This is a genomic window from Pseudogulbenkiania subflava DSM 22618, from assembly GCF_900177275.1.
Taxonomy (GTDB): domain Bacteria; phylum Pseudomonadota; class Gammaproteobacteria; order Burkholderiales; family Chromobacteriaceae; genus Pseudogulbenkiania; species Pseudogulbenkiania subflava.
Genome location: NZ_FXAG01000023.1, coordinates 26,583 through 51,972 on the forward strand (window position 1 = coordinate 26,583; position 25,390 = coordinate 51,972).

Consider the following 25,390-nt stretch of genomic DNA (forward strand, 5'->3'; position numbering starts at 1 on the left):
TGTGGCTCAAGAAAGAGGGAGGCGGATTGTTGCTACAGTAGCGGCCATGCAGGATTTTGGCATGACCACGGAGGGGCAAGTGAAGAAAATCACGCTAGGAGTGATCGGGGCCGGCGAAACCGGCACGCCGTTGTTGCAGCAGTTGCTGAGCGCGCCCTTTGTCGAAGTGGTGGGCGTGGCCGACCTCAATCTGGAATTGCCCGGCATCGACCTGGCGCGCCAGCACGGGGTGCCGGTTACTCGCAATTTCATCGAGATCGCCGAGCAGGGCAGCCGCGTCGACATCATCATCGACATGACCGGCTCGCGCAAAGTCCGCGACGACCTGCGGCGCTTCATGCAGTTTTCCGGCAACCAGCACACGGTCATCGTGCACGAACGGGTAGCCTTGCTGATGCTGTCGCTGTGCGCCGGAAAGTATGTGGAAACCCGCCACGGCGAGCAGGCTTACTGAGCACGCCGATAGCAGAATTGCAGAAACGAGAGCTTGACCGGGAGATCAGACGATCCCCGGTCTTTTTTTTTTACGCCGGTGCTCCCGAGCGTGGGCCGCTGCCGTGCGTGGAGGCCTGGCCACACGCACCTCTCCCCGCTACCGGCGTAGCCCTCGGAGGCATCATCCCTGGCAGGTCGGGGCGGGCGGGACGAAGCCTGCCGGCAAAGACCACACCGTGATGTCGCCGTCGCGCGCGAACGCTGGCTGGCTGGCCAGGAATGGGAATGCCGCAGCGGCGGCGGGCGAGGCCCACACCCAGACCGCGTGGGTGCGCGGCCGGCACAGGCTGGTGCGCCATTGTGCCGGGGTCAGCAGCACCTGCTGCTGGGCAAGCGGATCGAATCGGCCGGCGTCGAACAGTTCCTTGCGCCAGTTGTCGCGGCGGGGAAGCTCCGGATCGGTCCAATTGCTGACGACCACGGCGGGACGGGGCATGGGCAGATAGAACGCCAAGTCGAACTGGAATTTGTCCAGCATCACGACCTCGTCTGCCGGTTGGAAGGCGGCGGCCATCCGGCCCGCCAGAGGCTTGGCCGAGCCGCCCTCGTGGCGGGACACGGCGACCACGGCCCCGATGCAAACAATCATTGCGATCACGGTACTGACGACGAAGGAACGGCGGGCCGTTTTTCCATCGCCTTGTTGCATCCACTCGGCAAACGGTTCGGCGATCAGGAAGGCAAACGGGGGCAGCAGCGGGAAGATATAGCCGACCAGTTTGGAGCTGGGCAGCGAGAAAAAGACCAGGATCACCAGCAACCACACCCCCATCAGGCGGCGCAAATCACCCTGCACCGGGTCGGACCAGTAGCTTCGCTTCAGGGCGCGCCAGCACCACGGCGACCACGGTGCGCACAGTAACAGCACGACCGGCACGTAGAACCAGAGCGGCTTCGGGTTGTTGAAGCCGCTTTCGGCAAAACGCTTGAAATGGTGGTAAACGATGAAGTAGTCGAAAAAGCCGCTGAACTTCTGCTGCATCGACCAGAACCAGGGCAGGCCGAGGGCGAAGAACAGTAACAGCGCGGGCCACCAGAGCAGGTAGCGCACGGAGGCAAAGCGGCCGCGCGCCAGCAGCCAGCCCAGCAGTACCGCGCCGGGAAGGACCATGCCGATCAGGCCCTTGGCGAGCACGCCCAGCGCCGCCATGGCGTAGGCGGCGGCGAGCATGCTCCGGTAGGGCCGGCCCTGTTCGGCGCGCAGCACGGCTTCGGCGGCGGCAAGGATGGTGAGCCCGATCAGGCTGGCCACCAGCATGTCGAGGTTGGCGAACTGGGCGCCGGCAAAGAAGAACGGCTGGGTCGTCAGCACGATCGCGGTGGCCGTGGCCACGCTGGAGCCGCGGTGGCGGCGCACGAAGAGCCACAGGGCGAGGACCACCAGGGCCGCGGCAGAGACCGACGCGAGCCGCGCACTCCATTCATGCAGCCCGAACAGCTTCAGGCTGAAGGCGGTCAGCCAGTAGAACAGCGGGGGTTTGTGAAAGTAGGGCAGACCGTCCAGCAGCGGCACCGACAGGTTGTGGGCGCGCAGCATTTCCCAGGCGACGCCGACGTAGCGCCCCTCGTCCGGCAGGGTCAGCGGACGGAGTCCGATCGAAAAGCCGAGCCACAGCACGACGCCCAGCAGCAGGGCGATGAAGGTGGCGCCACTCAAGCGTTGCGTCAGCCAGTTGTCTGTCTTTTCCATCCAAATCATTCCGAGGTCTAGGGGGCTTGGGTGGCAGGGCGAGACAAACAGGAATTCATGTTCGCAGTCGCCGGCATGGTGCCGGCTAGCTATTTTACGGTGGTAGCTGATGGCAATCTTAAGCTGGCCAAATGGCCGGTGCGGCATGGCGCCCGTGGGGGCGCCACATCAGGGGTGCAATGTACCGGACCGAGCTCGCCGCCGCATGGGGGCCTGCGGCCCGGGCGGCCCCCGATTCAACCGAAGCCGCGACGCTTGAGCGCGAGGTAGAGCATGGCCGCGGTGATGGCCTTGTTGAGCGCGTCGTGGCGCGGCAGCGCGGGAACGCCCAGGTCATCGATCAGTGCGGCCAGGTGCAGGTCGACGCGGCTGTTCGGCTGCTGTCTGAGCTTGTAGTCGTAGTAACGCCCGGAAATCTCGATCTGGCGGTTGGGCAGGCCGATGCCCAGCAGCGGGCGCAGGTATTTGTCGAGCACGGCGATGTCGAATTCGAGGTAATACCCCAGCACGGGCCGCCCGCCGATGAAATCGAGCAGGCGGCGTACCGCCTCCTCCGCGTCCAGCCCGTCGGACAGATCGCGCGGGCGCAGGCCGTGCGCGCCGACGCGCTCGCGCGTCAGCGGGCGGCCGGGTTTCACCAGCAGGTCGAGCGCCTCGCTCGTCACGATGCGGTTCCCGCTCAGCCGCACCGCGCCGATCGTGAGCAGCTCGGCCTCGGCGACGTCAAGGCTGGTGGTGTTGCAGGCGAGGCTGATCATGTCGTCCGAGGTTTCCTCGAACAGCCGGCGGTAGGCCGGGTCCTTCAGTTGCCGGACGGCGAGCCGGCGCTGCCAACGCGCCAGCATCACAGGCTGCCCAGCCGGAAGTGGTGGCGCAGCATGGTCTTGAAGCGCTTGACCACGCCCAGCGCGTCCTTCAGCAGATCGCGCTCCATCGTCGACAGGCGGGCCGGGCTGATCAGGTTGCCGCTCGGCCGGCCTTCGGCCAACGCCGCGAGCCCCTGGCCCAGACGCAGCTGCAACAGGAAGGACAGCGCCTCGGCCACGTCGCCGGCCAGCTCCTTGTCGAGGCGGCCGCTTTCGGCGAGCCGCGCCAGCCGCTCGAAGGTGTTGCGCTCCTTCAGCCCGTACTGCAGCGCCAGCGCGCGCACGCCGTGCACGACCGGGAAGATGCCGCCCTTTTTCAGGTCGAGCATGGCCTGGCCGTCCTGTTGCCGGGTCAGTAATTGCGCGAACAGCCCGAGCGGGGTGTCGAACTGCTCGATGGCGCGAGCGAAGCGGTGATAGAAACTGTCGTCGTCGCGCAGCAGCTGTTGCAGGTAATCCTGGCAGCGCTCCAGCAGGGCCGCATTGCCCGCCACGGCCTCGGCGTCGACGAAAATGGCCAGGTTGAGCTGGGCGTCGCGATCCGGCAGGTAAACCCAGTGGTAGAGGCGGTCGCGCATGGCGCTCTCGGACAGACGCCAATCCGGGTTGTTGACCATGATGCGTCCCGGACACGGCGGGTAGCCGAAGCGGGCCAGTGCGTCGGAGAACGCCTGGCAGACGCTTTCCAGCTCCGGGCAGGTGTAGCCGTCGCGCAGGATCAGCGCGTTGTCCTGGTCGGTCTTGAGAATCTGTTCGCCCCGCCCCTCCGAGCCCATCACCAGGAGGCAGCTGTTGGCGATCAGCTCGGCAGGTGCGAGCAGTTGCCAGCTGCGTTCGAACAGCCGGGCGTTCAGCGTCTGCACCAGCCGCCCCAGCTGGACGGCCCTGACGCCGTGCCCGGTCAGTATCTCCACCAGCCGCGTGATCTGCGCCGCGATGTCGGCCAGCTCGTCGAGCGAGTCCGCCTGTTCCAGGCGCTGGGCGATCAGGTGAGAGTGGTTGGAGAAGTAGGACAGCAGGTCGACCTGCTCCAGGATGCCGACCGGGGTGCCGGACTCGGTCACCACCACGCGCTGGATGTTCTGCTGCGTCATGGTGAGCAGGGCGTTGAACAGGTAGTCGTCGAGCTCGCTGCAGATCAGGTCGAAGCGGCACAGCGTGCCGAGCGAGGTATCGGGTGGTGTGCCGTCGATGATCAGGTCGCGAAAATCGCTGGTGGTGAAGATGCCGACGCGCCGGCCATGACGTACCAGGATCGACTTGGCCTTGTGCTGCTTCATCAGCCGCGCGGCATCCAGCACGCTGTCTTCGCCGTCGAGGAACAGCGGCTTCTTGGCGTAGACGTCGCGCACCCGCGCGGTGAGCAGCGTCTGCCATTCGCGGTTGCCGCTGCGTTCGGCCAGCGCGCCGAACTTCTGCGAGACGCTGGCGTAGAAAAACGCGCCGAAGCGCGCGTTCTGTTCGGTCAGCGCCAGCAGCGTGGCGCGCGGCAGGGCGTAGACCAGCGCTTCCTCGTGCACCACGAAACGGTGCGCGGTGTGCCCCGCTACCAGAGCGCGGGCGTCGAAGGCATCGCGCTCGCGGTAGACCGCAATGACTTCGTCCCCGGCCATCTCGCGCACCAGTCCCTTGAGCACCACGAACAGGGTGTCGACCGGCACGCCCGGCGCCATGATCTGTTCGTCATCGCCGTAGCACACGATGTCGGCGCTGGCTTCCAGCGTATCCCGTTCGGCAGCGCTGAGGCAGTCGAACGGCGGATGGGTGAAGTCGAAACGGCTCATGCGGGCTCCGCGTTCCGGGCACTGGCTTCGGCCAACGTACCACCCGGTTTATCCATGCTTGGGGTAGGGCTATAGCGATAGCATAACGCCTTGCCGCCCTGAGGTGTTGGCGGCGTGGCGCCGCTGCCGTCTCAGCGCGTGGTGGCCGGCGGGGAGGTCGCCGTCAGCAACGGCGTGCCGTCGCGGAACAGCGTCAGTTGGCCCGGCGCCAGCGCGGTCCAGTGCTCGTTGTCGGTCAGCGGCACGGTGGCGATAACTGCCACGCGGTCGCGCGGGGTGGTGACGGTGGAGAAGTCGACCGTCACGTCGTCGTCCACCAGGTGGGCGGTAGGAAACGGCGCCTGGCGCACGATGTAGTGCAACTTGGTCGAGCAGTGGGCGAACAGCAGCTCGCCGTTGCTCAGCATGAAGTTGAACACCCCCTTGGTGTGGAGTTCTTCGGCCAACCTGCGGACTTCCGCGAACAACTCCTCCACGCCCGGCGGCTGTGACCATTTCTGGCGCAGGGCTTCCAGGATGTAGCAGAAGGCGCGTTCCGAGTCGGTGCAGCCCACCGGGTTGTAGTGGCGGCCAGGCGGCGGCGCAAAGTTTTCGAGGTTGCCGTTGTGGGCGAAGATCCAGTACTGGCCCCACATCTCGCGCATGAAGGGATGGGTATTGGCCAGGTTGACCACCCCCTGGGTGGCCTTGCGGATGTGGGCGATGACGTTTTCCGACTTGATCGGGTACTGGCGCACCAGCGCCGCCACCGGCGATTCGACCGAGGGCTTGTCGTCCAGGAACACGCGGCAGCCCTTGCCCTCGAAGAAGGCGATGCCCCAGCCGTCGGCGTGATGGTCGGTCAGGCCGCCGCGGCGGTGAAAGCCTTCGAAGGAAAAGATGATGTCGGTGGGGGTATTGCAGTTCATGCCCAAGAGCTGGCACATGGCGGTCGATCCGGTTGAGCGTTGACGACGGCGAGTGACCCGACCCGCACGGGACGGTCCGGCCGAACAGGATTCATTGTTTCATGTTAGTCCGCGCCGCGCCAGACGCGGCCGGTGCGTCCCTGGCCTCGCGGTTCCTGCGTGCTTTTCGGCCGGCGAGCGCCATCATGGCAGAGCGGCAGCCTTGCGTTTTGTGAGAAAATCCCCATCTGCCTTGTTTTCCTGGAAAAGACGCGAACATGACGACGATCGTGGTGGTAAAAAAAGGCTCGCAGATCGCCATCGCGGCCGACAGTCAGACCACCTTCGGCGACGACCAGAAGCTGCTCGCCGGCTACGACCCGCATCACAACAAAATCTTCCGCCAGGGCGACAGCTACCTGGCGATCGCCGGCTCGGCGGCGCACGACCTGGTGTTGCAGAGCGTGCTCAAGGGCGTCCACAACAAGGACTTCAGCTCGCGCCAGGGCCTGTTCGACACCTTCCGCAAGTTGCATCCTAAACTCAAGGAACAGTTCTACCTGCGCCCGGAAGAGGAAGAGGACGACCCTTACGAGTCGAGCCAGATGATGGTGGTGGTGGCCAATGTGCACGGCATCTTCGGCGTCTACCCGATGCGCGAGGTATACGAATTCTCGCGCTTCTGGGCCATCGGCTCGGGGCGCAAGTTCGCCATGGGGGCGATGTACGTGGCCTACGAGCAGGACCTGAGCGCCGAAGAGATTGCCCGCATCGGCATCCAGGCCGGCTGCGAGTTCGACGTCAGCTCCTCGCTGCCGATGACCCTTTACACGATTGATACGGCCATTGCGGTGGCCAAGGACTGAACAGCATGACCCAACACGACACCCTGCAACGCTTCCTGTTCGACGGCGCCCCGGTGCGCGGCGCGCTGGTGCGGCTCGACGGCGCCTGGCAACAGGTCCTGGCGCGGCGCCGCTACCCGCTGCCGGTGCGCTCCATGCTGGGCGAAATGATGGCGGCCGCGGTGCTGTTGGCGGCCAACCTCAAGTTCGACGGCACGCTGATCTTGCAGATTCATGGCGCCGGTCCGCTGCGCCTGGCCGTGGTCGAGTGCAACAACGACCGTACCGTGCGCGCCACCGCCAAGTTCGATGAGGCGCTCGACGAAGGCCTGTCGCTCGCCGAGCTGCTGGGCGAGGGCGGCAAGTTCGTCATGACGCTGGAGCCGCGCGTCGACAAGGCGCAGACCTGGCAGGGCATCGTGGCGCTGGAGGGCGACAGCATCGGCCAGATGCTGGAGAACTACATGCGCCGCTCCGAGCAGCTCGACACCCGCCTGATCCTGGCCGCCAACGAGTCCACCGCCGCCGGCCTGCTGCTGCAGCGCTTGCCCGAGGGCCATGGCGATGCCGAAGGCTGGCCGCACGTGCTGACCCTGGCCGAAACCCTGCAGCACGACGAACTGCTGTCCCTGTCCGCCGACGACATCCTGTTCCGCCTCTATCATCAGGAAGCCGTGCGCGTGTTCGACGCCGAACCGGTGTCGTTTGCCTGCACCTGCAGCCGCGAGCGCGTCGGCGGCATGCTCAAGATGCTGGGGGGCCAGGAAGTGGCCGATGTGGTGCTGGAGCAAGGCAGCGTCGAAATCGCCTGCGACTTCTGCAACCAGCACTATGTCTTCGATGAAGAGGACGTCAATGCCCTGTTCGAGTATGACGTGATGGCCGCAGTGCGCGAATCCCGCCACTGAGCCGTTGCCGCCCCCGGCAACGCTCGGGTCCGTTGGTCCTGTTTACCGCTTTTGCCGTTTTGGGTGCCGGCCACGATACCGGCGCCGTTCAAGGAATACCCATGATCCCTGCCAGCCGTCTGGCCGCCTATCTCAAGGAACAATCGCTGCCGCTCGACAAGGTGGAACTCCAGATCGCCGCCTTGACGCTGGGTGCCGTGCTCAGCGTCGACAAGCCCGCGCCCCGTACCGACCTGTTCCGCTACCCTGTGCCGCTGCTGAGCGACGATGGTGCCTGCTCGCTGGTCGATGAACTCGCCGCCGAGCCCTACGACCTGTCGCCGCTGTTCGGTGGCGAAAGTGCCGAAGCGCGCGGGGCACTCAACGACCTGCACGCGCTGGTCGATTCGACCAACAGCCGTGTCGGCGCCGACTGGCTCGGCATCTACCGCGTGATCGGCAGCAAGGAACAGGCCCGCCTCGTCAAGCTGGCCTACCGTGGCGCGCCCAGCCGGGCCGAATTCCCGCTGACCGAAAGCTTTGCCGCCGGCAGCAACAACAGCCGGGTCGGCCTGACCGGCTGGGGCGTCGTGATCGACGACATCACGGCTTGGCGCGACATGGGCGGCAGCTATTACGAGTGCGATCCCAAGGTGAAAAGCGAGGTCTGCCTGCCGGTGCTGAACGAAGAGGGCGTGGTGCTCGGCATCATCGACGCCGAGTCGTCCGAGGCGGGCTTCTTCACCCCCGAGCGCCAGGTTTGGCTCGCGGCGCTGGCGCTGGTGCTGGCCAGCCCGCTCGCCGGGCTGCCGCTCGTTGAAGAAAATTGATCGGGCCGATTAAAACCTTTTACTTTCTCTCGTCGTGTGGGCGGAGTAGCATCCGACCATCCCGGAGAAGATCCACCTGCCCGTTTCGGCGCGCAGGTTTTGCCTGCCGCAAGGGCTGTTGGCCGAAGCGGCCGGTTTTTGATGTGGAGTGATGATGTCGATTGAAGCAAGCGCACCGCCACAGCTGGCGGCTGTCGCCCACGTGGCGAGTTGTCGCCTGCCCACGCCGTGGGGCGAGTTCACCATGCACGGCTTCGAGGAAGTGGCGGGTACCCGTGAGCATGTCGCGCTGACCATGGGTGATATCGCCGACGGTGAGCCGGTGCTGGCGCGCCTGCATTCCGAATGCCTGACCGGCGACGGCCTGTTCTCGCTGCGCTGCGACTGTGGTTTCCAGCTGCAAGCGGCGCTGGAAGCCATCGCCCGCGAAGGCCGCGGCGCGCTCTTGTACCTGCGCCAGGAGGGTCGCGGCATCGGCCTGATCAACAAAATCCGTGCCTACCGCCTGCAGGATGGCGGCGCCGATACCGTCGAGGCCAACGAACAGCTGGGTTTCCCGGCCGACATGCGCGACTTCGGCATCGCCCGCGACATGCTCGACGAGCTAGGCATCGGTCGGGTGCGGTTGATGACCAACAACCCGCGCAAGCTGCAGACGCTGCGCGATGCCGGCATCGAGATCGTCGAGCGCGTGCCGCTGATGGTGGGCCGCAATCCCCACAACGACGGTTATCTGGATACCAAGGCCGCCAAGCTGGGGCACCTGTTCCACGGACTCTGAGCAACCCCGCCGAACGAAACAGGGCCGCGCCATTCTGGCGCGGCCCTGTTTTTTTGGCCGGGACGTCACGGTGGGCTATGGTTCATAAGGAAAAGGGGGCGAGGCTGACGGCGAACAAGCCGGGGTGGGGGTTGTCCTACCGGTAATGTGGAAGGGAGGGCGCGACATGAGGGTCACCCCGAAAATGAGCGTGCATTTCGATGTGCCGTACGGTGCTCGGGAGCAGGATGTCTACCTGCCGCCCCGCCCAGAGGGGCAGGGTGTGGCCGCGCTGCCCGCCGAAGTGTTCAGCCAGACCGTCGCGGAGTACCGGCAGTGGGCACAGTACCTGGACGAGCTGGCGCAGCGGGCCCGCCAGGGGCAGGACGAGGAGGCGCGAGCGCTGGCGCGCGGCAAGCTCAAGTTTCTGCGCCGTCGGGTGGAGCTGTTGCGCGAGGAGGCGTTGCTGTCGGCCGTGCGCGATCGCCTGCCGTTGGTGCAGGCGCTCTACCAACTGACGGTGGAACTGGGGCAGGTGGTGATGGAGCTGACCGGGAGGATGGCGCCGGCGGTGGACGAATGGCCACTGCCTTACCGGCTCTACAGCCGTGGCCGGCAGGCGGTCGCCGATGCCGCTCCGGCGACGGTGACGGATGAACGTGTCGCGGCCCCGGCCAGGGAACGCCGCGCCGTGGCGCGCCAGCAAGGCAACCGCCTGGAGGAGGAAGAGCGCCAGGACGTGGCGTACGTCGTTGCCGGCGTGCGCTTCATCCACGCGCTGGTTCAGGGCTGGCATGTACTGGAACAGGCAGCCGGCATCGGTGACATCGAACACAGCTTGCAGATGAGCGAGCGGCTGGCGGCTTGAGCCGGAGGGCGAAAAGCAAAAAACCGACGTCGATGACGTCGGTTTTTTGACTTGGTGGAGATAAGCGGGATCGAACCGCTGACCTCTTGCATGCCATGCAAGCGCTCTCCCAGCTGAGCTATACCCCCGGAACGGTTTTTCGTTTTGCCCGCCTCGCTGAACAAGGCAGACAAACCGGTAGAAATTGTGGTGGAGATAAGCGGGATCGAACCGCTGACCTCTTGCATGCCATGCAAGCGCTCTCCCAGCTGAGCTATACCCCCACGGGCCTTCACGTGCGCTGGTGCTCGTGAAGAGCGGATAACTTTAACGTAGCCGATAGACCTCGTCAAGCTTCCCGGGGTTAATGCGCCTTTTGTCGCAGCGCCTGCTGCCGTTCACGCTCCTCGCGCGGGGTGCAGCCGTAGCGTTGCTTGAATACGCGCGAGAAGTGCGACTGGTCGGTAAAGCCCCACTGGTAGGCCAGCGTCGCCAGCGAGTGGCCGTTGCCAAGATGGCACAGTGCCTTGCGCGCGCCTTCCAGTCGCTGCTCGCGCAGCCAGTGCGAGAAGGTTTGTCCGGTGTCCTTGAACAGGGCGTGCAGGTAGCGCGTGGAGATGTGGCAGGCTGCCGCGATCTGGTCGGGGGTGATGCCGATATCGCTGATGTGCTGGCGCACGTAGTTTTCGATGCGGTGCAGATGGGCGGCGCGCACCGACGATTCCTGCGACGACAGGATGCCGGCAGAGCTTTCGGCACAGGCGACGAACAACTCGACGAGTTGCAGGCCGACGAGCGGGTGCAGACAGTCGTCGCCCTGCTCCAGCCGCTGGCCGAGGGCGTTGAGATAATCGGCGAACAGCGCGCCCATGCCGTAACGGCCGTCGAGCGCCAGCGCACAGTAGCGTTCCGGCGCGCGCAACCGGCTGCGCAGCAGCTTGCCGGGAATCTTCAGCACCCACAGCGCATTGGGGCGGTCATGCTCGAACTGGTAGGGGTCGGTGCTGCTTTCCAGAATGAAGCTGCCGGGCGGGCAGTCGGCATCGCGCCCCATCTGGCTGAAGCGGATCGCACTCTGGCGCGGCAGCGTGATGAGAAACTGCTCGTTGTCGAGATCGCTCAGCTGAGCGCGTAGCCGGCGGTAACGCAGCGGGCTGGATCTCAGCCGTGACAAGGAAAGCTCGCCAAGCTGCCAGTCGGAGAGATAGCCCTCGAAGCGGGCGGCGTCGAGAAAGTCCAGTTGCAGATCGAAATAGGCCTGGCCGATGATGTGCTGCCACAGGCGATGGCGTTCTTGCGGCGCGGCATGGCCGGTGGAAAAGTGCTGAGTCATCCGTTACCTCCTCTATTTGCCCGTCCCAGGATGTTTCCTGCCGTCACGCCGTGGCATGCGGTTGGTCGATTCTCGTCAAGGTACGGTGGGCCGGCGGTGTCGCCGGCCCGACTCACGTAGTACGTGGATTATTGACCACTATAGCATTGCTTATTCCGCCCAGCGCGTGAGTTGATAGCTGCCCGATTCGTGCAGCACCGCCTGCCAGCCCGGACGGATGATTACCGTGGTGGTCGGTTCTTCGATCGCCGCTGGCCCGACGATGCGGTTGCCGGCCCGGAGCTTTTCGCCGCGGTAGACCGGCGTTTCCACCCAACTGCCGGTCGCGTCGAACAGCATGGCGCGGAAGCCGTCGTGCGCCTGTGCCACGCCGTCGTCATCGCTTTCCAGCCGCGGTAGCGCCGGCTTGTCGACCAGCCCGGTGATGGTGCACTCGAGGTTGACCAGTTCCACCGGGTTGTGGGGTTCGGCGTAGGTGAACAGCGCCTCGTGGCGGCGGTGGAAGGCCTGCAGGATGGCGTCCACGCTGTCGCCGTCGATCACGCCGTTGGCGATGTCCACCGTGCACTCGTGAATCTGCCCCAGGTAGCGCATTTCCAGGCTGCGGTGTACGCGGATGTCGTCTAGGGCAAAGCCGTCGGCCAGCAGATGACGATGCCCCTTGTCTTCCATCTCGCGGAACAACCGGTTGAGGGTGACGAGATCGGCCTCGCGGTCGAGCCGCATCGGTGCGCTGGCCAAGTAGTTGTACTTCACGTCCGAGATCACCTGGCCGAAGGCGCACAGGCAGGAGGCAAATTTGGGTACCAGCACGGTGTGGATGCCCAGTTCTTCGGCCAATGCGGTGATGTGCATGCCGGTGGCTCCGCCGGCACAGATCAGCGCGAAGTCGCGCGGGTCGTAGCCCTGTTCAATGGAAATGCGGCGGATGCCGTTGGCCATGTTCAGGTTGACCAGCGTGCTGATGCCGTAGGCGGCACGCTCCACGCTGATGTTCAGCGGCTCGGCCACGTTGGCCGAAATCGCCTGGCGCGCCTTCGGCTGGTCGAGGCGGATGGTGCCGCCCAGCACCGCGTCCGGACGCAAATAGCCCAGCGCCAGGTTGGCATCGGTCACGGTGGCATGCTCGCCACCCTTGCCGTAGCAGGCCGGGCCGGGGCTGGCGCCGGCGCTGTGCGGGCCGACTTGGAGCATGCCGAAGGTGTTGATGTGGGCGATCGAGCCGCCGCCGGCGCCCAGCGTCTCGACGTGAATCATCGGCACGCCGATGCGGTGGCGCAGAAAGTCGATGTTGCGGTTGAGGTTGGTCTGGCCGTCCTTGGCCAACGTGATGTCGAACGAGGTGCCGCCCATGTCGACGGTGATCACGTTGTCGATGCCGAACGGGCGGGCGATGTAAAGCCCGGCCTGCGGTGCCGAGGCCGGGCCGGAGTTGATGGCGTTGACGGCGCGCTCGCGCATGATGTCGCCCACCGCCAGCCCGCCATTGGACTGGTAGTAGCGTACCGGGCTATGGGCGCCCAGTTCGGCGAAGAAGGCGTCGATGCGCTGTACGTAACGCCCCATCACCGGGCTCAGGTAAGCGTTCACCACAGTGGTCGAGGTGCGGGTGTATTCACGCACCTGCGGGTAAACCTCGCTGCCGCTGCACACGAACACGCCGGGCAGGTGCTGCTCCACCAGTTCGCGGGCGCGCGCCTCGTGCGCCGGGTTGCGTACCGACCAGACGAAGGAGATGGCCACGCTCTGCACCTGTTCGCGACGGAAGTGCTCGATCGCGGCCAGGATGTCGTCCTCGTTCAGCGCCTCGTGTTCGCTGCCGTCGGCCAGAATGCGGCCGCGTACCGGGCGGCGCAGGTGGCGTGGCACCAGTTGCGGTGCCGGCGGATAGCTGGCGTCGTAGCGGTAGCCTTCTTCCTTGTGGCCGAGGCGAATCTCGATGCTGTCTTCATGGCCGGCGGTGCACAAGAGTCCCACCTTGACGCCCTTGAGTTCGATCAGCGCGTTCAGCGCCACGGTGGTGCCATTGATGCACAGGTCGCAGTTCTGCACGATCTGGCTGACCGGCATGTCCAGTGCCTCGGCCATCTGCTGCAGTCCAGCGGCGATGGCCTTGGTGCCGTCCTCCGGGGTAGACGGGCTCTTGAACAGGCGCAACGGGCCGTTGTGCTCGGCCAGCACGAAGTCGGTGAAGGTACCGCCGGCGTCCACGCCCAAACGGAATCGCTGTTTCATGCTTGTGCTCCTTTGCTCATTTCTTCGCGCAGCGCGGCGGTGGCCGCGGCGTCGATGTCCTGCTGGTCGGCGCGGATCACCACGCCGTATTCGCTACGGGCGGCCAGCAGCGAGACCAGGCCGTTCTTCACGTCGGCCAGTACCCGCTGCGGCGCACGCAGCCAGGGTTGGCCGAAGCCGCCGCCGCCCGGGTTGACGTTGCGGGCACGCTGGCCGGGCTTGAGCGTGGTGATGATGTTCTGGCGGTGTACCGTCAATTCGCCGTCATGTTCCACTTCCAGCCGGCCGAGCTTTTGGTCGACCAGCACATCGCGCGCCCCGGCCGCCCCCATGGTTGGAATCTGGCGCCCTTCGCCGAAGGCGATCACTGTCATGTCGTGGCCGATCGGCTCGACTTCCCACACCGTACCGCTGCCGCCGCGCTGCTGGCCGGCACCGCCGCTGTCTTCTATCAGGCCGTAGCGATGAATGATGATCGGGTAGGCGTACTCCAAGAGCTCGATGTCGCCGGAACTCAGCGCGCCGAAGCAGCACAGCGGGCCACAGGCGTGCCAGCCGTCCATGTACTGGGTGGCGCCGGCGCCGGAGATGATCGAGGCCAGCACCATGGTGACGTATTGCTCGCCGGTAGCCGGGTTGACGCCAGCGATGTTGATGCCGCTGGCGTGCCCCCAGGAGGCGGTGACGCGCTCCGGTGCCGCCGCCTCGAACGCCTTGCGCACGGCGTCGGTCAGGGTTTCCATCGGCGTGGTGGTGCAATTGACGTGTGGGGCCGGTTCGGCGGCATTGCACAGCGTGCCCTGTGGCCCGAGGTCCACCGTCACGCAGCGGTACAGCCCGGCGTTGTAGGGCGGCGGCACCTGGGCGAACATCATCAGCCCCAGGTAGACGCCGGACATCGAGTTGCCGGCGTAGGAATTGATGAAGTAGGGGATCTGCGGCGGGCTTTGCACGCGGATGTGCACGCTGTCGTCGCGCACGGTGATTTGCGCCTGGATGGTCAGTTCGCCGTAGCCATGGCCGGCGTCTTCCAGCACCGCCGCGCCGTGGTAGCTGCCGTCCGGAATGGAGCGGATCAGTGAGCGCATATGGCGGTCGGCCATGTCTTTCAGCTCGGCGATGGCGGCACGCACGGTGGCCACGCCGTACTTGTCCAGCAGGGCGATCAGGTTGCGCTCGCCGACGCGGCAGGCGCCGAACTGGGCGTTGAGGTCGCCTTCCTGGTCGCGCCGGGCGCGCATGTTCGACAGCAGCAGGTTGACCACGTCGTCGCGGCGCCGGCCCTGGTCCCACAGCTTGACCGGCGGAATGCGCAGGCCCTCGGCATAGATTTCCTTCGCCGCCGGGTTGTAGCCGGCCGGAACCGGGCCGCCGATGTCGGTCAGGTGGCCCTTGCACACCGTCCAGAATACCAGTTCGCCCTGGTAGAACACCGGCTTGTACATGCAGCAGTCGAGGATGTGGCTGCCCTGGTAGACGGGGTCGTTGTGGTAGATCACGTCACCGTCTTGGATGTCGTCGCCGAAGTAGTCGGCCACCGCCTTCATCGCCGGGATCAGCGAGCCGAGGTGGATCGGGATGTCCTGGCCTTGCAGGATCATCTCCGGCAGGTGGTCGAAGAGCGCATTGCTGTAATCGTGCGCCAGGTTGAATACGCTGGAGCGGCCGGTCTTTTCCAGCGTCAACGTCATCTCGCGTTGTGCCGTTTCCAGCGCGCCGCGCACCACGGCGAGCGTGATCGGGTCGATCGTGCTCGCGGCTTGATGCACTTGTGTCATGGTGTCTCTCCTTTGTTGCGGCAGGTCAGCGTCTTGCCTGTTTGTAACAGTAAGAACTTGTCCGCCCAGCGGCTTGCACGACAGTGCAGCAAGCTTTGTTCAGCAGCGCACAGCACGAAAAAAACACCTGCCGCGAACGACAGGTGCAAGTGAGGAGCACGGAAACGGGGGGAGTGGGGAATGATTACTGGCCGGGGTTGGCTGCCAGCATGTTCTGGCGCTGATTCTGGCGCAGGTACAGGAAAAACGACGCCAAGGCCGTGACCGGGGCCGAGAAGCCGGCCAGCGTGCCGCCTAGTTGCAGCAGGGCAATGCCCAGCCCGGCAGCGAGGAACCAGGCCACGATGCCTTCGCGGCGTATGGCGGGGGCGTTGTCGGCACTATCGGCCAGAACCTTGCTGTGGCGGATGTGCGCCAGCGCGATGCCGACCCAGGCCACCACGAAAATGCCCTGGTAGGCCAGCGCCTGCAGAATGAAGCTGAACACATTGCTCAGCATCAGCAGGTAGACAATCGCCCCGATCACCACGCCCCAGGCCGGCTTGGGCAGGTGCAGGCCGAAGGCCTTGTCGAAGAAACCCTGCATGTTGACGGTGGCGAGATAGAAGTTCGCGGTGTTGATGCGCGTCTGGCTGGCCCAGACGAAGGCCAAGCCGGCAAAGCCCATCAGCTTGAGCAGGGCCAGCACCACGGAGACTTCCGATACTGCGCTGCTCGACGGAATGCTGGCCGCCAGGTAGATGCCGGCCACACCGTTGAGGACGAAGGTAAACAGGTAGAACGGCAGGCCGAAGTTGAAGCGGGCGTGATAGTCAGCATCTTCGCGCTTGCCGAAGCGGGCGTAGTCCCACGTGTACATCATCAGGATCCACACCCCCATGAAGTAGCTGAAACAGTGCCACCAGCCGTCGACCGGCGCCCCCTGTGCCGGTCCCAGTTTCAGCCAGGCGTCGCTGTAGCCGTAGGTGCCCAGCGTCAACACGATAGCGGCCACGAGACCCAGTAGATAGAGCGGCAGCAGTACGCCGTTGAGCTTGTCCAGCCAGCGTTGCACACTGCCGAACACCAGCGGCACGCTGTACAGCACCACCAGCAGGTAGGCCTGCTCCAGTGTCAGCGCCGGGAAGTAGTTCTGAATGGCCACGGCGATCACCGAGCCCTCGAACACCGCGTAGTAGATCGCCGTGGCAAAGAAGATCAGCGTGGCTAGCGACGAGCCGCTGCGGCCGAACAGCGTGCGCGAGAACAGCGCCACCGACAGGCCGCTGGCAATGGCGTAGCGGGTGATAACGGCGTTGACGACGCTATAGCACAGCGCCGACAGCGTTAGTCCGATCAGCGTGTTGACGGTGCCGTAGTTGATGGCCAGCGTGGCGGACACCACCAGCCAGAACATGGCGCTGCACACCGACCACCACGCCATGCTGAGGCTGAGGCGGCCCATGCGGGCGTCGTGAGGGACGGCACTGCGCGTGAAATCGGGATCGGCCTGCTGGCCGCGATTCTTGATGAGGGTTGCCACAATTGTCTCCTTTGTAGTGGTGGCCGTGTGAAGGCCTGGAGCAATCGTAGGAAGCGGGGCGACGGTCTGATAGCACCGGAGCGCAGGATTTTTCTGCCGTCCGTGCATAGCGCAAGGTACCCATGCGGCCAGCCCGGGGCTTATTTCGGCGACGCGTTTTCCCCTTGGCAAGGGCAAAATAGTAGAGGGAGGTCGCCAGCAAGGCCATCGCCAGAAAGTGAGACGTCTGGCGCAGATGCCCCCCAACTCAGGGAGCCGCGATAGAGGGCCAAGGTGAAGGTCGGCAGGAATCCGAACAAGGGGCGCAGTAACACCACCTGTACCGGGGTGATCTATACGGTGGCCTGTTTCATGAACAGGAAGTTGCTGCCCCAAATCCGCCCCGGCAATGCGAAGGCCGGATAGACGGGTTTTGGCATGGTGCATTACCAGACGGGATTGAAGATGTGCCAGTGTCTGGTCGGCCGCCTGAAACAACCGATTAATCCAGCTTTTCCCCGGCTCGCTGTCCTGTCGCGTGTTTACTATCTGGTCCATCCGAGAAAGATGGCACTGCGTCACGTGGCCCAAGCGCTGAAAGACTGGCTGCCGACGACGGCGTAAAGCGAAGATTTGGGAGTTTGTGCACGATCTTTTGCCGCCACGCCTAGCCCAATGCAGAAAGCCCGCTGTCGCAACAACGGGCTTTTCGGCAAAACTGGCGTCCCCACGGGGATTCGAACCCCGGTTACCGCCGTGAAAGGGCGATGTCCTAGGCCTCTAGACGATGGGGACAGGAAATCGTGGTGGAGATAAGCGGGATCGAACCGCTGACCTCTTGCATGCCATGCAAGCGCTCTCCCAGCTGAGCTATACCCCCACTGAACAACCTGTCTCGTTCTGCTTGAAGCATCGCGAGAGATGCGAACTATACCGATAGCCTTTTTTCTGGTCAAGCAAAAAATGCAAAATTTTTGCCGCCCGCGTATCTCCAGATGCCGGCGCGCGGAGACATGAGGCCGGGCAACACTGCGCGGGTGCTTCAGCGGTGCTGCTTTTCCAGAATCTCGATCACTTCCTCGTCGCTGACCTGAGGGAAGTGTTCGTAAAACTGCCCGACCGCGCTGAAGTTGAGCGGCGTCTCCAGGCACACCATGTCGTCAGCGTAGGTGGAAACCTGCTCCAGGGTGTCTGGTGGAGCCACCGGTACGGCGCAGACCAGCTTCGCCGGTTGCTTGGTGCGGATCGCCCGCAGGGCGGCGATCATGGTGGCGCCGGTGGCCAGACCGTCGTCGACGACGATTACCACGCGCCCGGCCGGGTCGGCTGAAGCGGCCAAGCCGCTGTAGCGTTGGCGGCGCTGGTGCAGCAACTCGAGCTGCGTCCGTTTCTCCTGTTCGATGTACTCGGCGGAGGCTCCGGCGAGCCGGGCAACGTCGGAAATGTAGGCCCAACCGGACTCGTCGATCGCGCCGATCGCCAATTCCGGCTGGAAGGGTGCCCCCAGTTTGCGCACCAGGACGACGTCCAACTCGCCTTCCAGCTCGTGCGCGATGATTTCCGCCATCGGGACTGCCCCCCTGGGGATGGCCAGGACAAGTGGGTGCTGGCCGTGGTAGCTGGCCAAGCGCGAGGCGAGCCGTGCCGCAGCCTGCTCGCGATCTCTAAACCGCATGTCTATCTCCCTTGCACGGCACCAATGCCATCGGCCCGCACGCAGTAACGGCTTTGCGATCCGCCTGCCTGCTGTGCCAATCGTAATGGCCGGCAACAGCGGGGTGTACCTGCATACCGTCATTCAGCATAGACCTTTTCGTCGTGCTCCACGCGGCCCCAACTACACCGTACTGGCGATCAGCCGGACTGCACACCGGATGGCTGAGACCCGTCGTGTTCCACACCGAATTGCGGCCTGAGGCATGTCAATGTGCTTGACTTGGGGCGAGCGGGCAGGTTGTGTTTTGGTCGGGCGTGGCGACGCCGGAGAAGCGCAGCGCGTTTGGCCGTGGCATGACTGACCGGGGGCATGAGCCAGAGCATGCTTTCAATGGTTTCAATGGGATTAATGTGTACATTGGAGTATGGCAGTCGCTTACCAAAGACGGTAGCATGACCCTGTCATCGGTTGTGTTGTGTTCTAGGCCAAAGCCTTCGGTTTGGCGGGGTGCGCAGGACGGCATCCTCTTTTGCGCCGTCTTTGGAGTGTCCATCGCCCAAATTAAGGGGGGCTCATGTTTTCCATACCAGGCCTCACGATTCAAGAAAAGCTGTATGACAGCCCGAGTACCCTCGTCTATCGTGCCCGCCGGGAAGAAGACGATTGTCCTGTCGTGTTGAAAATCCTGAAGGAGGATTTTCCTCATCTGGCAGAACTCACTCGCTACAAGCGGGAATATGAGATCACACACCGTCTCGATCTGAAACATGTGATCCGGTCTTATCGTCTGGAGTACATCCGCAACACGCCAGTCATCGTGTTTGAGGATATCGGTGGGGTATCGCTGCAGCAACTGACGGCCCGCCGCAATCTGTCGCTGCTCGAGCGGCTCGAAATCGCCATCGCCCTCATCGAGGGGGTGGCAGAAATCCATGCCGCGCAGATCATCCACAAAGACATCTCGCCCTTCAACATCGTCATCAATGCCGACACCGGTGAGCTGAAGATCATCGATTTCGGGATTTCCTCGGTGCTCACACGGGAAAATCCGTCGTTGCACAACCCGGAGGTTCTGGAGGGTACGCTGGCCTATATCGCCCCAGAACAGACGGGGCGCATGAACCGTGCAGTCGACTGCCGCTGCGATTTCTATTCCGTCGGGGCGACCCTGTATGAACTCTTCACCGGTGAGCCCCCCTTTTCCGGTAGTGACCCGCTGGAATTGGTGCATCGTCACCTGACCCAGCCGCCGGTGCCGATGGACGAGCTTGACGCGCGGATTCCGTCGCCGTTGGCTGCCGTTGTAACCAAATTACTGGCAAAGACCGCAGAGGAACGTTATCAAAGCGCCTGGGGAATCAAGGCCGATCTGAAAAGGTGTTTTGGTGAATGGAGCCTCTACGGCCGAGTCGAACCGTTTCCTCTGGCGCAGCAGGATATTCCTAGTCAGTTCCATTTACCGCAAAAACTGTACGGTCGCGAACAGGAGATCGCGGAACTGCTGGACGTGTTCGAGAGGGTCAGTCTGGGGGCACGGCAACTGATGCTGGTCGGCGGCTACTCGGGAATCGGCAAGACCTGCCTGGTGCGGGAACTGTTCAAGCCGCTAACCAAGTCGCGCGGCTATCTGATCAGTGGCAAGTTCGACCAGTTCCAGCGCAATATCCCGTACAGCGCATTGGTGAATGCCTGCCAAGACCTGGTGCGCCAACTCCTGACCGAGAGCGAGAGCCGGCTGCAGCACTGGCGAAGCGAGTTGACTGCCGTACTGGGGCGCAACGGCCAGGTCATCGTCGATGTGATCCCCGAGGTCGGTCTGATCCTCGGTCCCCAGCCCGCCGTGCCGGAGTTGCCTCCTCGCGAGGCGCGCAACCGTTTCAACCTGGTGTTTCAGGCGTTCATTCGGGTGTTTTACCAACCGGAACACCCCCTGGTGATCTTTCTTGATGATCTGCAATGGGCTGATGCGGCGACGCTCAAGCTGCTGGAGGTGCTGGTCAGTGAGGAGGGGACACGCTATTTGCTATTGATCGGTGCCTATCGCGACAACGAAGTCGGTCCCGATCATCTGTTGACGCTGGTACTTAACAGCCTGAGCAAGCAGGGAGCACCGATCGGCAGCATCATGTTGTCGCCGATGACGCTGGTGCACACGACCCAACTCGTTGCCGACACGTTGTATCGCGACGAGGAGAGTGTCCTGCCGCTTGCCAACCTGGTGCAGAGCAAGACTGGCGGCAACCCCTTTTTCGTCAGCCAGTTCCTGACCACGCTGTACCAGGAGGGATTGATCCATTTCGATCCGGGTACCAGCGGGAATGGAAGACCATGCTGGCAGTGGGACATGGTGCGCATCGCTGAGGCCAACTTTACCGACAATGTGGTCGATCTGATGATCGGCAAGCTCAGGCGGTTGCCTGCGCCCACCGTCGAGGTGTTGTGCCTGGCGGCCTGCCTGGGAGATCGTTTCGACCTGCCGACGTTGGCCATCATTTCCGAACAGCTACCTCAGCAGGCATATCGGAATCTGTTCCCGGCAATTCAGGAGGGCATGGTGTTGCCGGTGTCGAGCCTGGAATTGCTGGATGCCCGACGCGTCGATTCGCCGCTGGTTCACTTCCAATGCCGGTTTCTGCATGATCGGGTCCAGCAAGCGGCCTACGCTCTAATCGAGGAGGGCGCGCGACCGCTTCTGCACTTGAAGATCGGGCGTCTACTGTTGGCCAGTACCGGGGAGGTGAGATCGGTCGAGAAACTATTCGAACTGGTCGACCACTTGAACCAGGGGAGGGGGCTGGTCTCGTCGCCCGAGGAGTTGGTCGTACTGGCAGGGCTCAATCTGGACGCGGCACGCAAGGCCAGGCTGGCGGCGGCGTACGATGCCGCCCGCAGTTATCTGCAGATTGCCATGAGCGTGTTCGAAGGGGACTGGGTGCGGCACTACGCACTTACCCTGGCGTTGCACCGTGAAAGCGCCGAAGCCGAATACCTGAACGGCAACTACGACCGGGCCGAGTGGCTGATCAACGAGGTGTGGGAACGGGCACAAGCGCTGGATCGGGCGGGGGCGTACGCGCAACTGGTGACCCAGCGCACCATGCAGGGCAAGAACGCAGAGGCGATCGAGGCGGCGGCCAAGGCTCTGCAGCTTTTGGGCATGGGATTTCCCAACGAGGCCGAGCTTGCCGGTGCAGTCGAAAAGGAACTCACCGACATCGAGCGCGGGCTGCTGGGGCGGGAGGTCGAGTCGCTGCTTGAACTGCCGGAGATGGAAGAGCCCACCATCAGGGTGGCGATGAAGGTGCTAATGACGGTGCACACCACCGTCTATTTTGCCAACCATTACCTGCTGTACAGTTGGGTGCTGGCCAAAATGACCTCGTTGTCGATCCGTTACGGCAATGTGCCGGAGTCGGCCAAGGGTTATGCAAGCTTTGGCAACACCCTGGCTGCCAATTTGGGCCGTTACCTGACCGGCTATGAGTTCGGCATGCTGGGGCTGCGTCTGGCCGAGAAATACGGTGATCAAAGCCTGAAATGCAAGGCTTGTTTGATTCTCAGCATGTTCCTCAATCATTGGAGCCGCCCACTCGCGGAGAGTGAGGTTTTCGACGAGGAGGGGCAGCAGGCCGGTATGGAGTCGGGCGAGTTTCAGTTCGTCGGCTACATCCTGTTCTACGGGCGCGCGCTGCGTCAGTTTTACCATGGCGAGAACCTCGTTCAGCTCGCTCCTGAACTGGACAAGTACCTGGCATTCACATGCAAGGTCAAACACCATCTTTCCAGCGATAATCTGCTGGGGGCTCGCAAGATCATCGCCGTGCTGAGTGGCGAGCCTTCTGCGTCGCTGTCGTTTGATGGTGATGGGCTGGATGAGTCGGATTATCTTGCGCAGTGTCACGACAACGGCAGCATGGCGGCAGTCTGTTTCTACCAGACCGTCAAAGCCTTCACGCTCTACCTGCTGGACGAGCCGGCGGCGGCCCTGCCGTGCATCGAGCAGGCCGGCGAGTTGCTCGGTTACGTCAAGGGCGGGTTAACGCAGGCTGAGCACAACTTCTACCATTCGTTGATTCTGAGTGCCTTGTACCAGCAGGCCGACGACCCGGCGGCTCTTCTCGCGCAACTGGAAGCCAACCAGCGGCAGATGCTGGTGTGGGCCGAGCACGCGCCGGCCAATTTCCTGCACCAGCACCTGCTGGTGCAGGCCGAGATGGCCCGCCTGGCCGATAGTCCGGTCGAGGCCATGGAACTCTACGATAGGGCCATCGAGGCGGCTGGATCCAGGGGCTTCATGCAGTACGAGGCGCTGGCCAATGAACTAGCGGCAAAGTTCTGGCTGGGGCGCGGCAAGCCGGACTTTGCCGTGCGCTACCTGAACCGGGCTCGTCTGGGTTATCGGGCATGGGGGGCGAAACGCAAGGAGATGGCGTTGCAGCAAGCTTATCCCCAGTTGATTGCCGAGCTCTCCTATCCTGCCCAGGCAACCGGCATTTCGCCCATGACGCCCTGGCCGCCGGGGATCGGCACGCTGCGCTATAGCCAGTACGATCCGCTGACCGCTTACACCCCGGGGAGCCAACTCGACCTGGAGGCCGTGCTCAAGGCCTCTCAGGCCATATCCGGTGAAATCGTCCTCGAGAAGCTGCTGGATCGCTTGTTAAGGGTGGTGATAGAGAATGCCGGTGCACAGCGTGGCAGCCTGGTTTTGCGACGGGACGGGGAGTGGCAGGTGGTGGCATCCATCTCGGTTTCTGCGCCGCAGGCCGCGTTGTTTCTCGATACGCCGTGCACGGTGGAGGCCTCCTCGGAGGTGGCGGCACAGATCGTGCAATACGTGGTCCGTACGCAGCAGGGGGTGGTGTTGCATGATGCGGCTACGGAAGGGATGTTTACCCGCGATCCCTATGTTCTGAATCTGCGTCCCAAATCGGTGTTGTGCCAGCCCATCGTCCAGCAGGGGGTGCTGATTGGCGTCCTGTATCTGGAAAACAACCAGGTGGACGGTGCCTTTTCCCCTGACCGGGTGGCGTTGCTGGGTATGTTGTCTTCGCAGGTGGCGATCTCGCTCCAGAATGCCATGCTCTATGCCAGTCTGAGCACTGAGATCTCCGAGCACACGCGAACGGAGGAGGAGCTCCGTCTGGCCGAGGCCAAGTATCGCGATATCTTCGACAATGCCACCGAAGGCATTTTCCGTACCCGTGCCGATGGGCAGCTGCTGATGGCGAATCCGTCGATGGCCAGGATTCTCGGTTACGACTCGCCGGATGAACTGGTCGGGAATGACCAGGCCCGGCTGGTCCAGCACTTCGTCCATCGTGAAGAGATGGAGGAGTTGTTGAATGTGATCCGCCGACACGATGCCATACGCAATTTCGAGTTCCATGGCCGCCGCAACGATGCCTCCTTGGTCGAACTCTCGCTCAGCGCCCACGCGATACGGGATGTTCGTGGCGAGGTGCAATTCTACGAGGGCATGCTGCAGGATATTTCCGAGCGCAAGCGGCTGGAGACTCAGCTGCAGCACCAAGCCACCCACGATGCGCTGACCAGCCTGCCGAACCGGAATGTCTTGCTGGATCGGCTGTCGCAGGCTATCGCGTATGCAAAGCGCCACGGTGAGCAGTGTGCGGTGTGCTTTATCGATCTGGACCGCTTCAAATGGATCAACGACAGTTTCGGTCATGATGTCGGTGATGAGCTGCTGAAAATCGTGGCGCAGCGCATGTCGGCCTCGCTGCGTGAATCTGACATGATCGCCCGTATCGGCGGCGACGAGTTCGTGTTGCTACTGCGTGGTTTCGGCGATGCGGAGAGCGTCGCACACATCGTGAACCGGGTAGCGGATTGCCTGACTGAGCCGCTGCTGTTGGCTGGCCGTTACCTGACCATTACCTGCAGCATGGGGTACAGCATTTACCCTGCCGATGGTCAAACCGCCGCCGAGCTGCTGCGTTTTGCCGACATGGCCATGTTCCATGCCAAGGAGCGGGGACGTAACAATGTGCAGGCCTACCGGCCCGAGCTGAGTCAGCGGATTAATGAAAAGGTGAGAATGGAGGCGGATCTGCGTCACGCGATCGCTCGCGACCAGCTCGTGCTGTACTACCAGCCGCAGGTCGACCTGTGCAGCGGGGATATCGTCGGGGTTGAGGCCCTGCTGCGCTGGCAGCATCCGGAGCTGGGGTTGGTGTTGCCGTCGCGCTTCATCGCCCTGGCCGAAGAGACCCACCTGATCGAACCGATAGGAGAGTGGGTGATTCGGCAGTCCTGCTTTCAGGGCAAGGCCTGGCAGGAGGCCGGTCTGCCGGCAATTCCCGTGTCGGTCAATCTGTCCATGGTGCAATTGCAAGGTTCCGGTCTGGAGCAGGTGGTCGCACAATGCCTGGCGGACTCGGGGCTGGATCCCCATTGTCTAGAGCTGGAACTGACCGAGAGTGCTTCGATGAGCGAGCCGGAGAAAAACATTGCACTGATGCACCGGCTGAAAGCTCAGGGTATCGGCTTGGCAATCGACGATTTCGGCACGGCCTATTCCAATATGTACTATCTGAAGAATTTTCCTGTGGACAAGCTCAAGCTCGACGGTTCCTTTGTCCGGGAAATTACCAGCGATGTGCGCAGCCTGGCGATCGTCGATGCCATTACTGTGATGGCTCACAGGTTGGGGATCAAAGTGATCGCCGAGATGGCCGAGACGGAACAGCAGGTGGTTTTGCTGAGGGGACACGATTGCGATCAAATCCAGGGGTATTACTTTAGCGTGCCGCTGCCGGCCAATGATTGCGCACGTCTGCTGCGGGCCGGGCGGATGCGGTTGCCGGAAGCTGAGCAGTTCGTTGACTGCTGCTAAGGAGCATCATGTTGGCCCCGGAACGGGGGGGGGGGAGGGCATCCAATCGGATGCAAAGCTGGAGACAGGGATAAAAAAACAAAAGCGCCTGGAATCGTGTACCGACTCAGGCGCTTTTAGCAATTCAGGTATCGAGCCA

Annotated in this window: 17 protein-coding genes and 4 tRNA genes; 8 read left to right on the forward strand and 13 right to left on the reverse strand. The window is 63.4% G+C overall.

Annotated features, from left to right (window positions below; all coding sequences use genetic code 11):
• Positions 1-61 precede the first annotated feature (61 nt).
• On the forward strand, positions 62-454 hold the full coding sequence (locus B9N72_RS17275; RefSeq protein WP_234986036.1) for an oxidoreductase: 393 nt from the start codon (positions 62-64) through the stop codon (positions 452-454).
• Between the two features lie 162 nt (positions 455-616).
• Here the strand turns inward: B9N72_RS17275 and B9N72_RS17280 are convergent, their stop codons facing one another.
• From B9N72_RS17280 to B9N72_RS17295, 4 genes are all read right to left on the reverse strand, one after another.
• A complete protein-coding gene (locus B9N72_RS17280) occupies positions 617-2,185 on the reverse strand; it encodes an ArnT family glycosyltransferase (RefSeq protein ID WP_085277524.1) in 1,569 nt (522 codons plus the stop codon).
• A gap of 236 nt (positions 2,186-2,421) precedes the next feature.
• Positions 2,422-3,030 (reverse strand): 3'-5' exonuclease, encoded by a 609-nt coding sequence (locus B9N72_RS17285; RefSeq protein ID WP_085277525.1) that lies wholly within the window; start codon positions 3,028-3,030, stop codon positions 2,422-2,424.
• On the reverse strand, positions 3,030-4,835 hold the full coding sequence (locus B9N72_RS17290; protein ID WP_085277526.1) for a putative nucleotidyltransferase substrate binding domain-containing protein: 1,806 nt from the start codon (positions 4,833-4,835) through the stop codon (positions 3,030-3,032). The genes B9N72_RS17285 and B9N72_RS17290 overlap by 1 nt, the downstream gene beginning before the upstream one ends.
• 131 nt (positions 4,836-4,966) lie before the next feature.
• Entirely contained in the window at positions 4,967-5,761 is a 795-nt protein-coding gene (locus tag B9N72_RS17295) for a class II glutamine amidotransferase (protein WP_085277527.1), read from the reverse strand.
• A 239-nt stretch (positions 5,762-6,000) separates the two neighbouring features.
• On the opposite strand from B9N72_RS17295, the gene B9N72_RS17300 reads away from it, so the two are divergent.
• From B9N72_RS17300 to B9N72_RS17320, 5 genes are all read left to right on the forward strand, one after another.
• A complete protein-coding gene (locus B9N72_RS17300; RefSeq protein WP_085277528.1) occupies positions 6,001-6,588 on the forward strand; it encodes an Ntn hydrolase family protein in 588 nt (195 codons plus the stop codon).
• Positions 6,589-6,593: 5 nt separating this feature from the next.
• Positions 6,594-7,475 carry an Hsp33 family molecular chaperone HslO gene (hslO, locus tag B9N72_RS17305; RefSeq protein ID WP_085277529.1) on the forward strand — a complete coding sequence of 294 codons (882 nt, stop codon included), beginning with the start codon at positions 6,594-6,596 and terminating at the stop codon, positions 7,473-7,475.
• Positions 7,476-7,576: 101 nt separating this feature from the next.
• Complete coding sequence (locus B9N72_RS17310) at positions 7,577-8,284, forward strand: GAF domain-containing protein (RefSeq protein WP_085277530.1); 708 nt, start codon at positions 7,577-7,579, stop codon at positions 8,282-8,284.
• A 154-nt stretch (positions 8,285-8,438) separates the two neighbouring features.
• A complete protein-coding gene (gene ribA, locus B9N72_RS17315; protein ID WP_085277531.1) occupies positions 8,439-9,065 on the forward strand; it encodes a GTP cyclohydrolase II in 627 nt (208 codons plus the stop codon).
• 166 nt (positions 9,066-9,231) lie between these two features.
• Positions 9,232-9,912, forward strand: a complete 681-nt coding sequence (locus tag B9N72_RS17320; protein WP_085277532.1) for a hypothetical protein — start codon at positions 9,232-9,234, stop codon at positions 9,910-9,912.
• Positions 9,913-9,964: 52 nt separating this feature from the next.
• Here the strand turns inward: B9N72_RS17320 and B9N72_RS17325 are convergent.
• The 6 genes from B9N72_RS17325 to B9N72_RS17350 form a co-directional block, all read right to left on the reverse strand.
• Positions 9,965-10,040, reverse strand: a tRNA-Ala gene (locus B9N72_RS17325).
• Positions 10,041-10,099: 59 nt separating this feature from the next.
• Positions 10,100-10,175 (reverse strand) — tRNA-Ala (locus B9N72_RS17330).
• Positions 10,176-10,255: 80 nt separating this feature from the next.
• On the reverse strand, positions 10,256-11,224 hold the full coding sequence (locus B9N72_RS17335) for an AraC-like ligand-binding domain-containing protein (RefSeq protein ID WP_085277533.1): 969 nt from the start codon (positions 11,222-11,224) through the stop codon (positions 10,256-10,258).
• 150 nt (positions 11,225-11,374) lie between these two features.
• Complete coding sequence (gene capA, locus B9N72_RS17340) at positions 11,375-13,459, reverse strand: caprolactamase subunit alpha (RefSeq protein ID WP_085277534.1); 2,085 nt, start codon at positions 13,457-13,459, stop codon at positions 11,375-11,377.
• Positions 13,456-15,237, reverse strand: coding sequence for a caprolactamase subunit beta (gene capB, locus B9N72_RS17345; RefSeq protein WP_085277535.1), 1,782 nt, complete (start codon positions 15,235-15,237; stop codon positions 13,456-13,458). The genes capA and capB overlap by 4 nt, the downstream gene beginning before the upstream one ends.
• A 184-nt stretch (positions 15,238-15,421) precedes the next feature.
• Complete coding sequence (locus B9N72_RS17350) at positions 15,422-16,759, reverse strand: purine-cytosine permease family protein (protein WP_085277536.1); 1,338 nt, start codon at positions 16,757-16,759, stop codon at positions 15,422-15,424.
• A 417-nt stretch (positions 16,760-17,176) separates the two neighbouring features.
• Here B9N72_RS17350 and B9N72_RS20920 point away from each other — a divergent pair, with 417 nt between their 5' ends.
• A complete protein-coding gene (locus tag B9N72_RS20920) occupies positions 17,177-17,362 on the forward strand; it encodes a hypothetical protein (RefSeq protein WP_143477858.1) in 186 nt (61 codons plus the stop codon).
• A 95-nt stretch (positions 17,363-17,457) separates the two neighbouring features.
• Here B9N72_RS20920 and B9N72_RS17355 read toward each other — a convergent pair.
• The 3 genes from B9N72_RS17355 to B9N72_RS17365 form a co-directional block, all read right to left on the reverse strand.
• Positions 17,458-17,533: transfer RNA gene (locus B9N72_RS17355), tRNA-Glu, on the reverse strand.
• Between the two features lie 9 nt (positions 17,534-17,542).
• Positions 17,543-17,618, reverse strand: a tRNA-Ala gene (locus B9N72_RS17360).
• Between the two features lie 162 nt (positions 17,619-17,780).
• Positions 17,781-18,413, reverse strand: coding sequence for a phosphoribosyltransferase (locus tag B9N72_RS17365; protein ID WP_085277537.1), 633 nt, complete (start codon positions 18,411-18,413; stop codon positions 17,781-17,783).
• Positions 18,414-18,969: 556 nt separating this feature from the next.
• Here B9N72_RS17365 and B9N72_RS17370 point away from each other — a divergent pair.
• The gene (locus B9N72_RS17370) at positions 18,970-25,251 is read left to right on the forward strand and encodes an EAL domain-containing protein (protein ID WP_085277538.1); all 6,282 of its coding nucleotides are present in this window, start codon (positions 18,970-18,972) and stop codon (positions 25,249-25,251) included.
• The last annotated feature ends 139 nt before the right edge of the window (positions 25,252-25,390 follow it).

Coding starts and splice junctions, on each gene's coding strand:
- B9N72_RS17275 (WP_234986036.1), top strand. CDS start 62: ATGACCACGGAGGGGCAAGTGAAGAAAATCACGCTAGGAGTGATCGGG.
- B9N72_RS17280 (WP_085277524.1), bottom strand. CDS start 2,185: ATGGAAAAGACAGACAACTGGCTGACGCAACGCTTGAGTGGCGCCACC.
- B9N72_RS17285 (WP_085277525.1), bottom strand. CDS start 3,030: ATGCTGGCGCGTTGGCAGCGCCGGCTCGCCGTCCGGCAACTGAAGGAC.
- B9N72_RS17290 (WP_085277526.1), bottom strand. CDS start 4,835: ATGAGCCGTTTCGACTTCACCCATCCGCCGTTCGACTGCCTCAGCGCT.
- B9N72_RS17295 (WP_085277527.1), bottom strand. CDS start 5,761: ATGTGCCAGCTCTTGGGCATGAACTGCAATACCCCCACCGACATCATC.
- B9N72_RS17300 (WP_085277528.1), top strand. CDS start 6,001: ATGACGACGATCGTGGTGGTAAAAAAAGGCTCGCAGATCGCCATCGCG.
- hslO (WP_085277529.1), top strand. CDS start 6,594: ATGACCCAACACGACACCCTGCAACGCTTCCTGTTCGACGGCGCCCCG.
- B9N72_RS17310 (WP_085277530.1), top strand. CDS start 7,577: ATGATCCCTGCCAGCCGTCTGGCCGCCTATCTCAAGGAACAATCGCTG.
- ribA (WP_085277531.1), top strand. CDS start 8,439: ATGTCGATTGAAGCAAGCGCACCGCCACAGCTGGCGGCTGTCGCCCAC.
- B9N72_RS17320 (WP_085277532.1), top strand. CDS start 9,232: ATGAGGGTCACCCCGAAAATGAGCGTGCATTTCGATGTGCCGTACGGT.
- B9N72_RS17335 (WP_085277533.1), bottom strand. CDS start 11,224: ATGACTCAGCACTTTTCCACCGGCCATGCCGCGCCGCAAGAACGCCAT.
- capA (WP_085277534.1), bottom strand. CDS start 13,459: ATGAAACAGCGATTCCGTTTGGGCGTGGACGCCGGCGGTACCTTCACC.
- capB (WP_085277535.1), bottom strand. CDS start 15,237: ATGACACAAGTGCATCAAGCCGCGAGCACGATCGACCCGATCACGCTC.
- B9N72_RS20920 (WP_143477858.1), top strand. CDS start 17,177: ATGGTGCATTACCAGACGGGATTGAAGATGTGCCAGTGTCTGGTCGGC.
- B9N72_RS17365 (WP_085277537.1), bottom strand. CDS start 18,413: ATGCGGTTTAGAGATCGCGAGCAGGCTGCGGCACGGCTCGCCTCGCGC.
- B9N72_RS17370 (WP_085277538.1), top strand. CDS start 18,970: ATGTTTTCCATACCAGGCCTCACGATTCAAGAAAAGCTGTATGACAGC.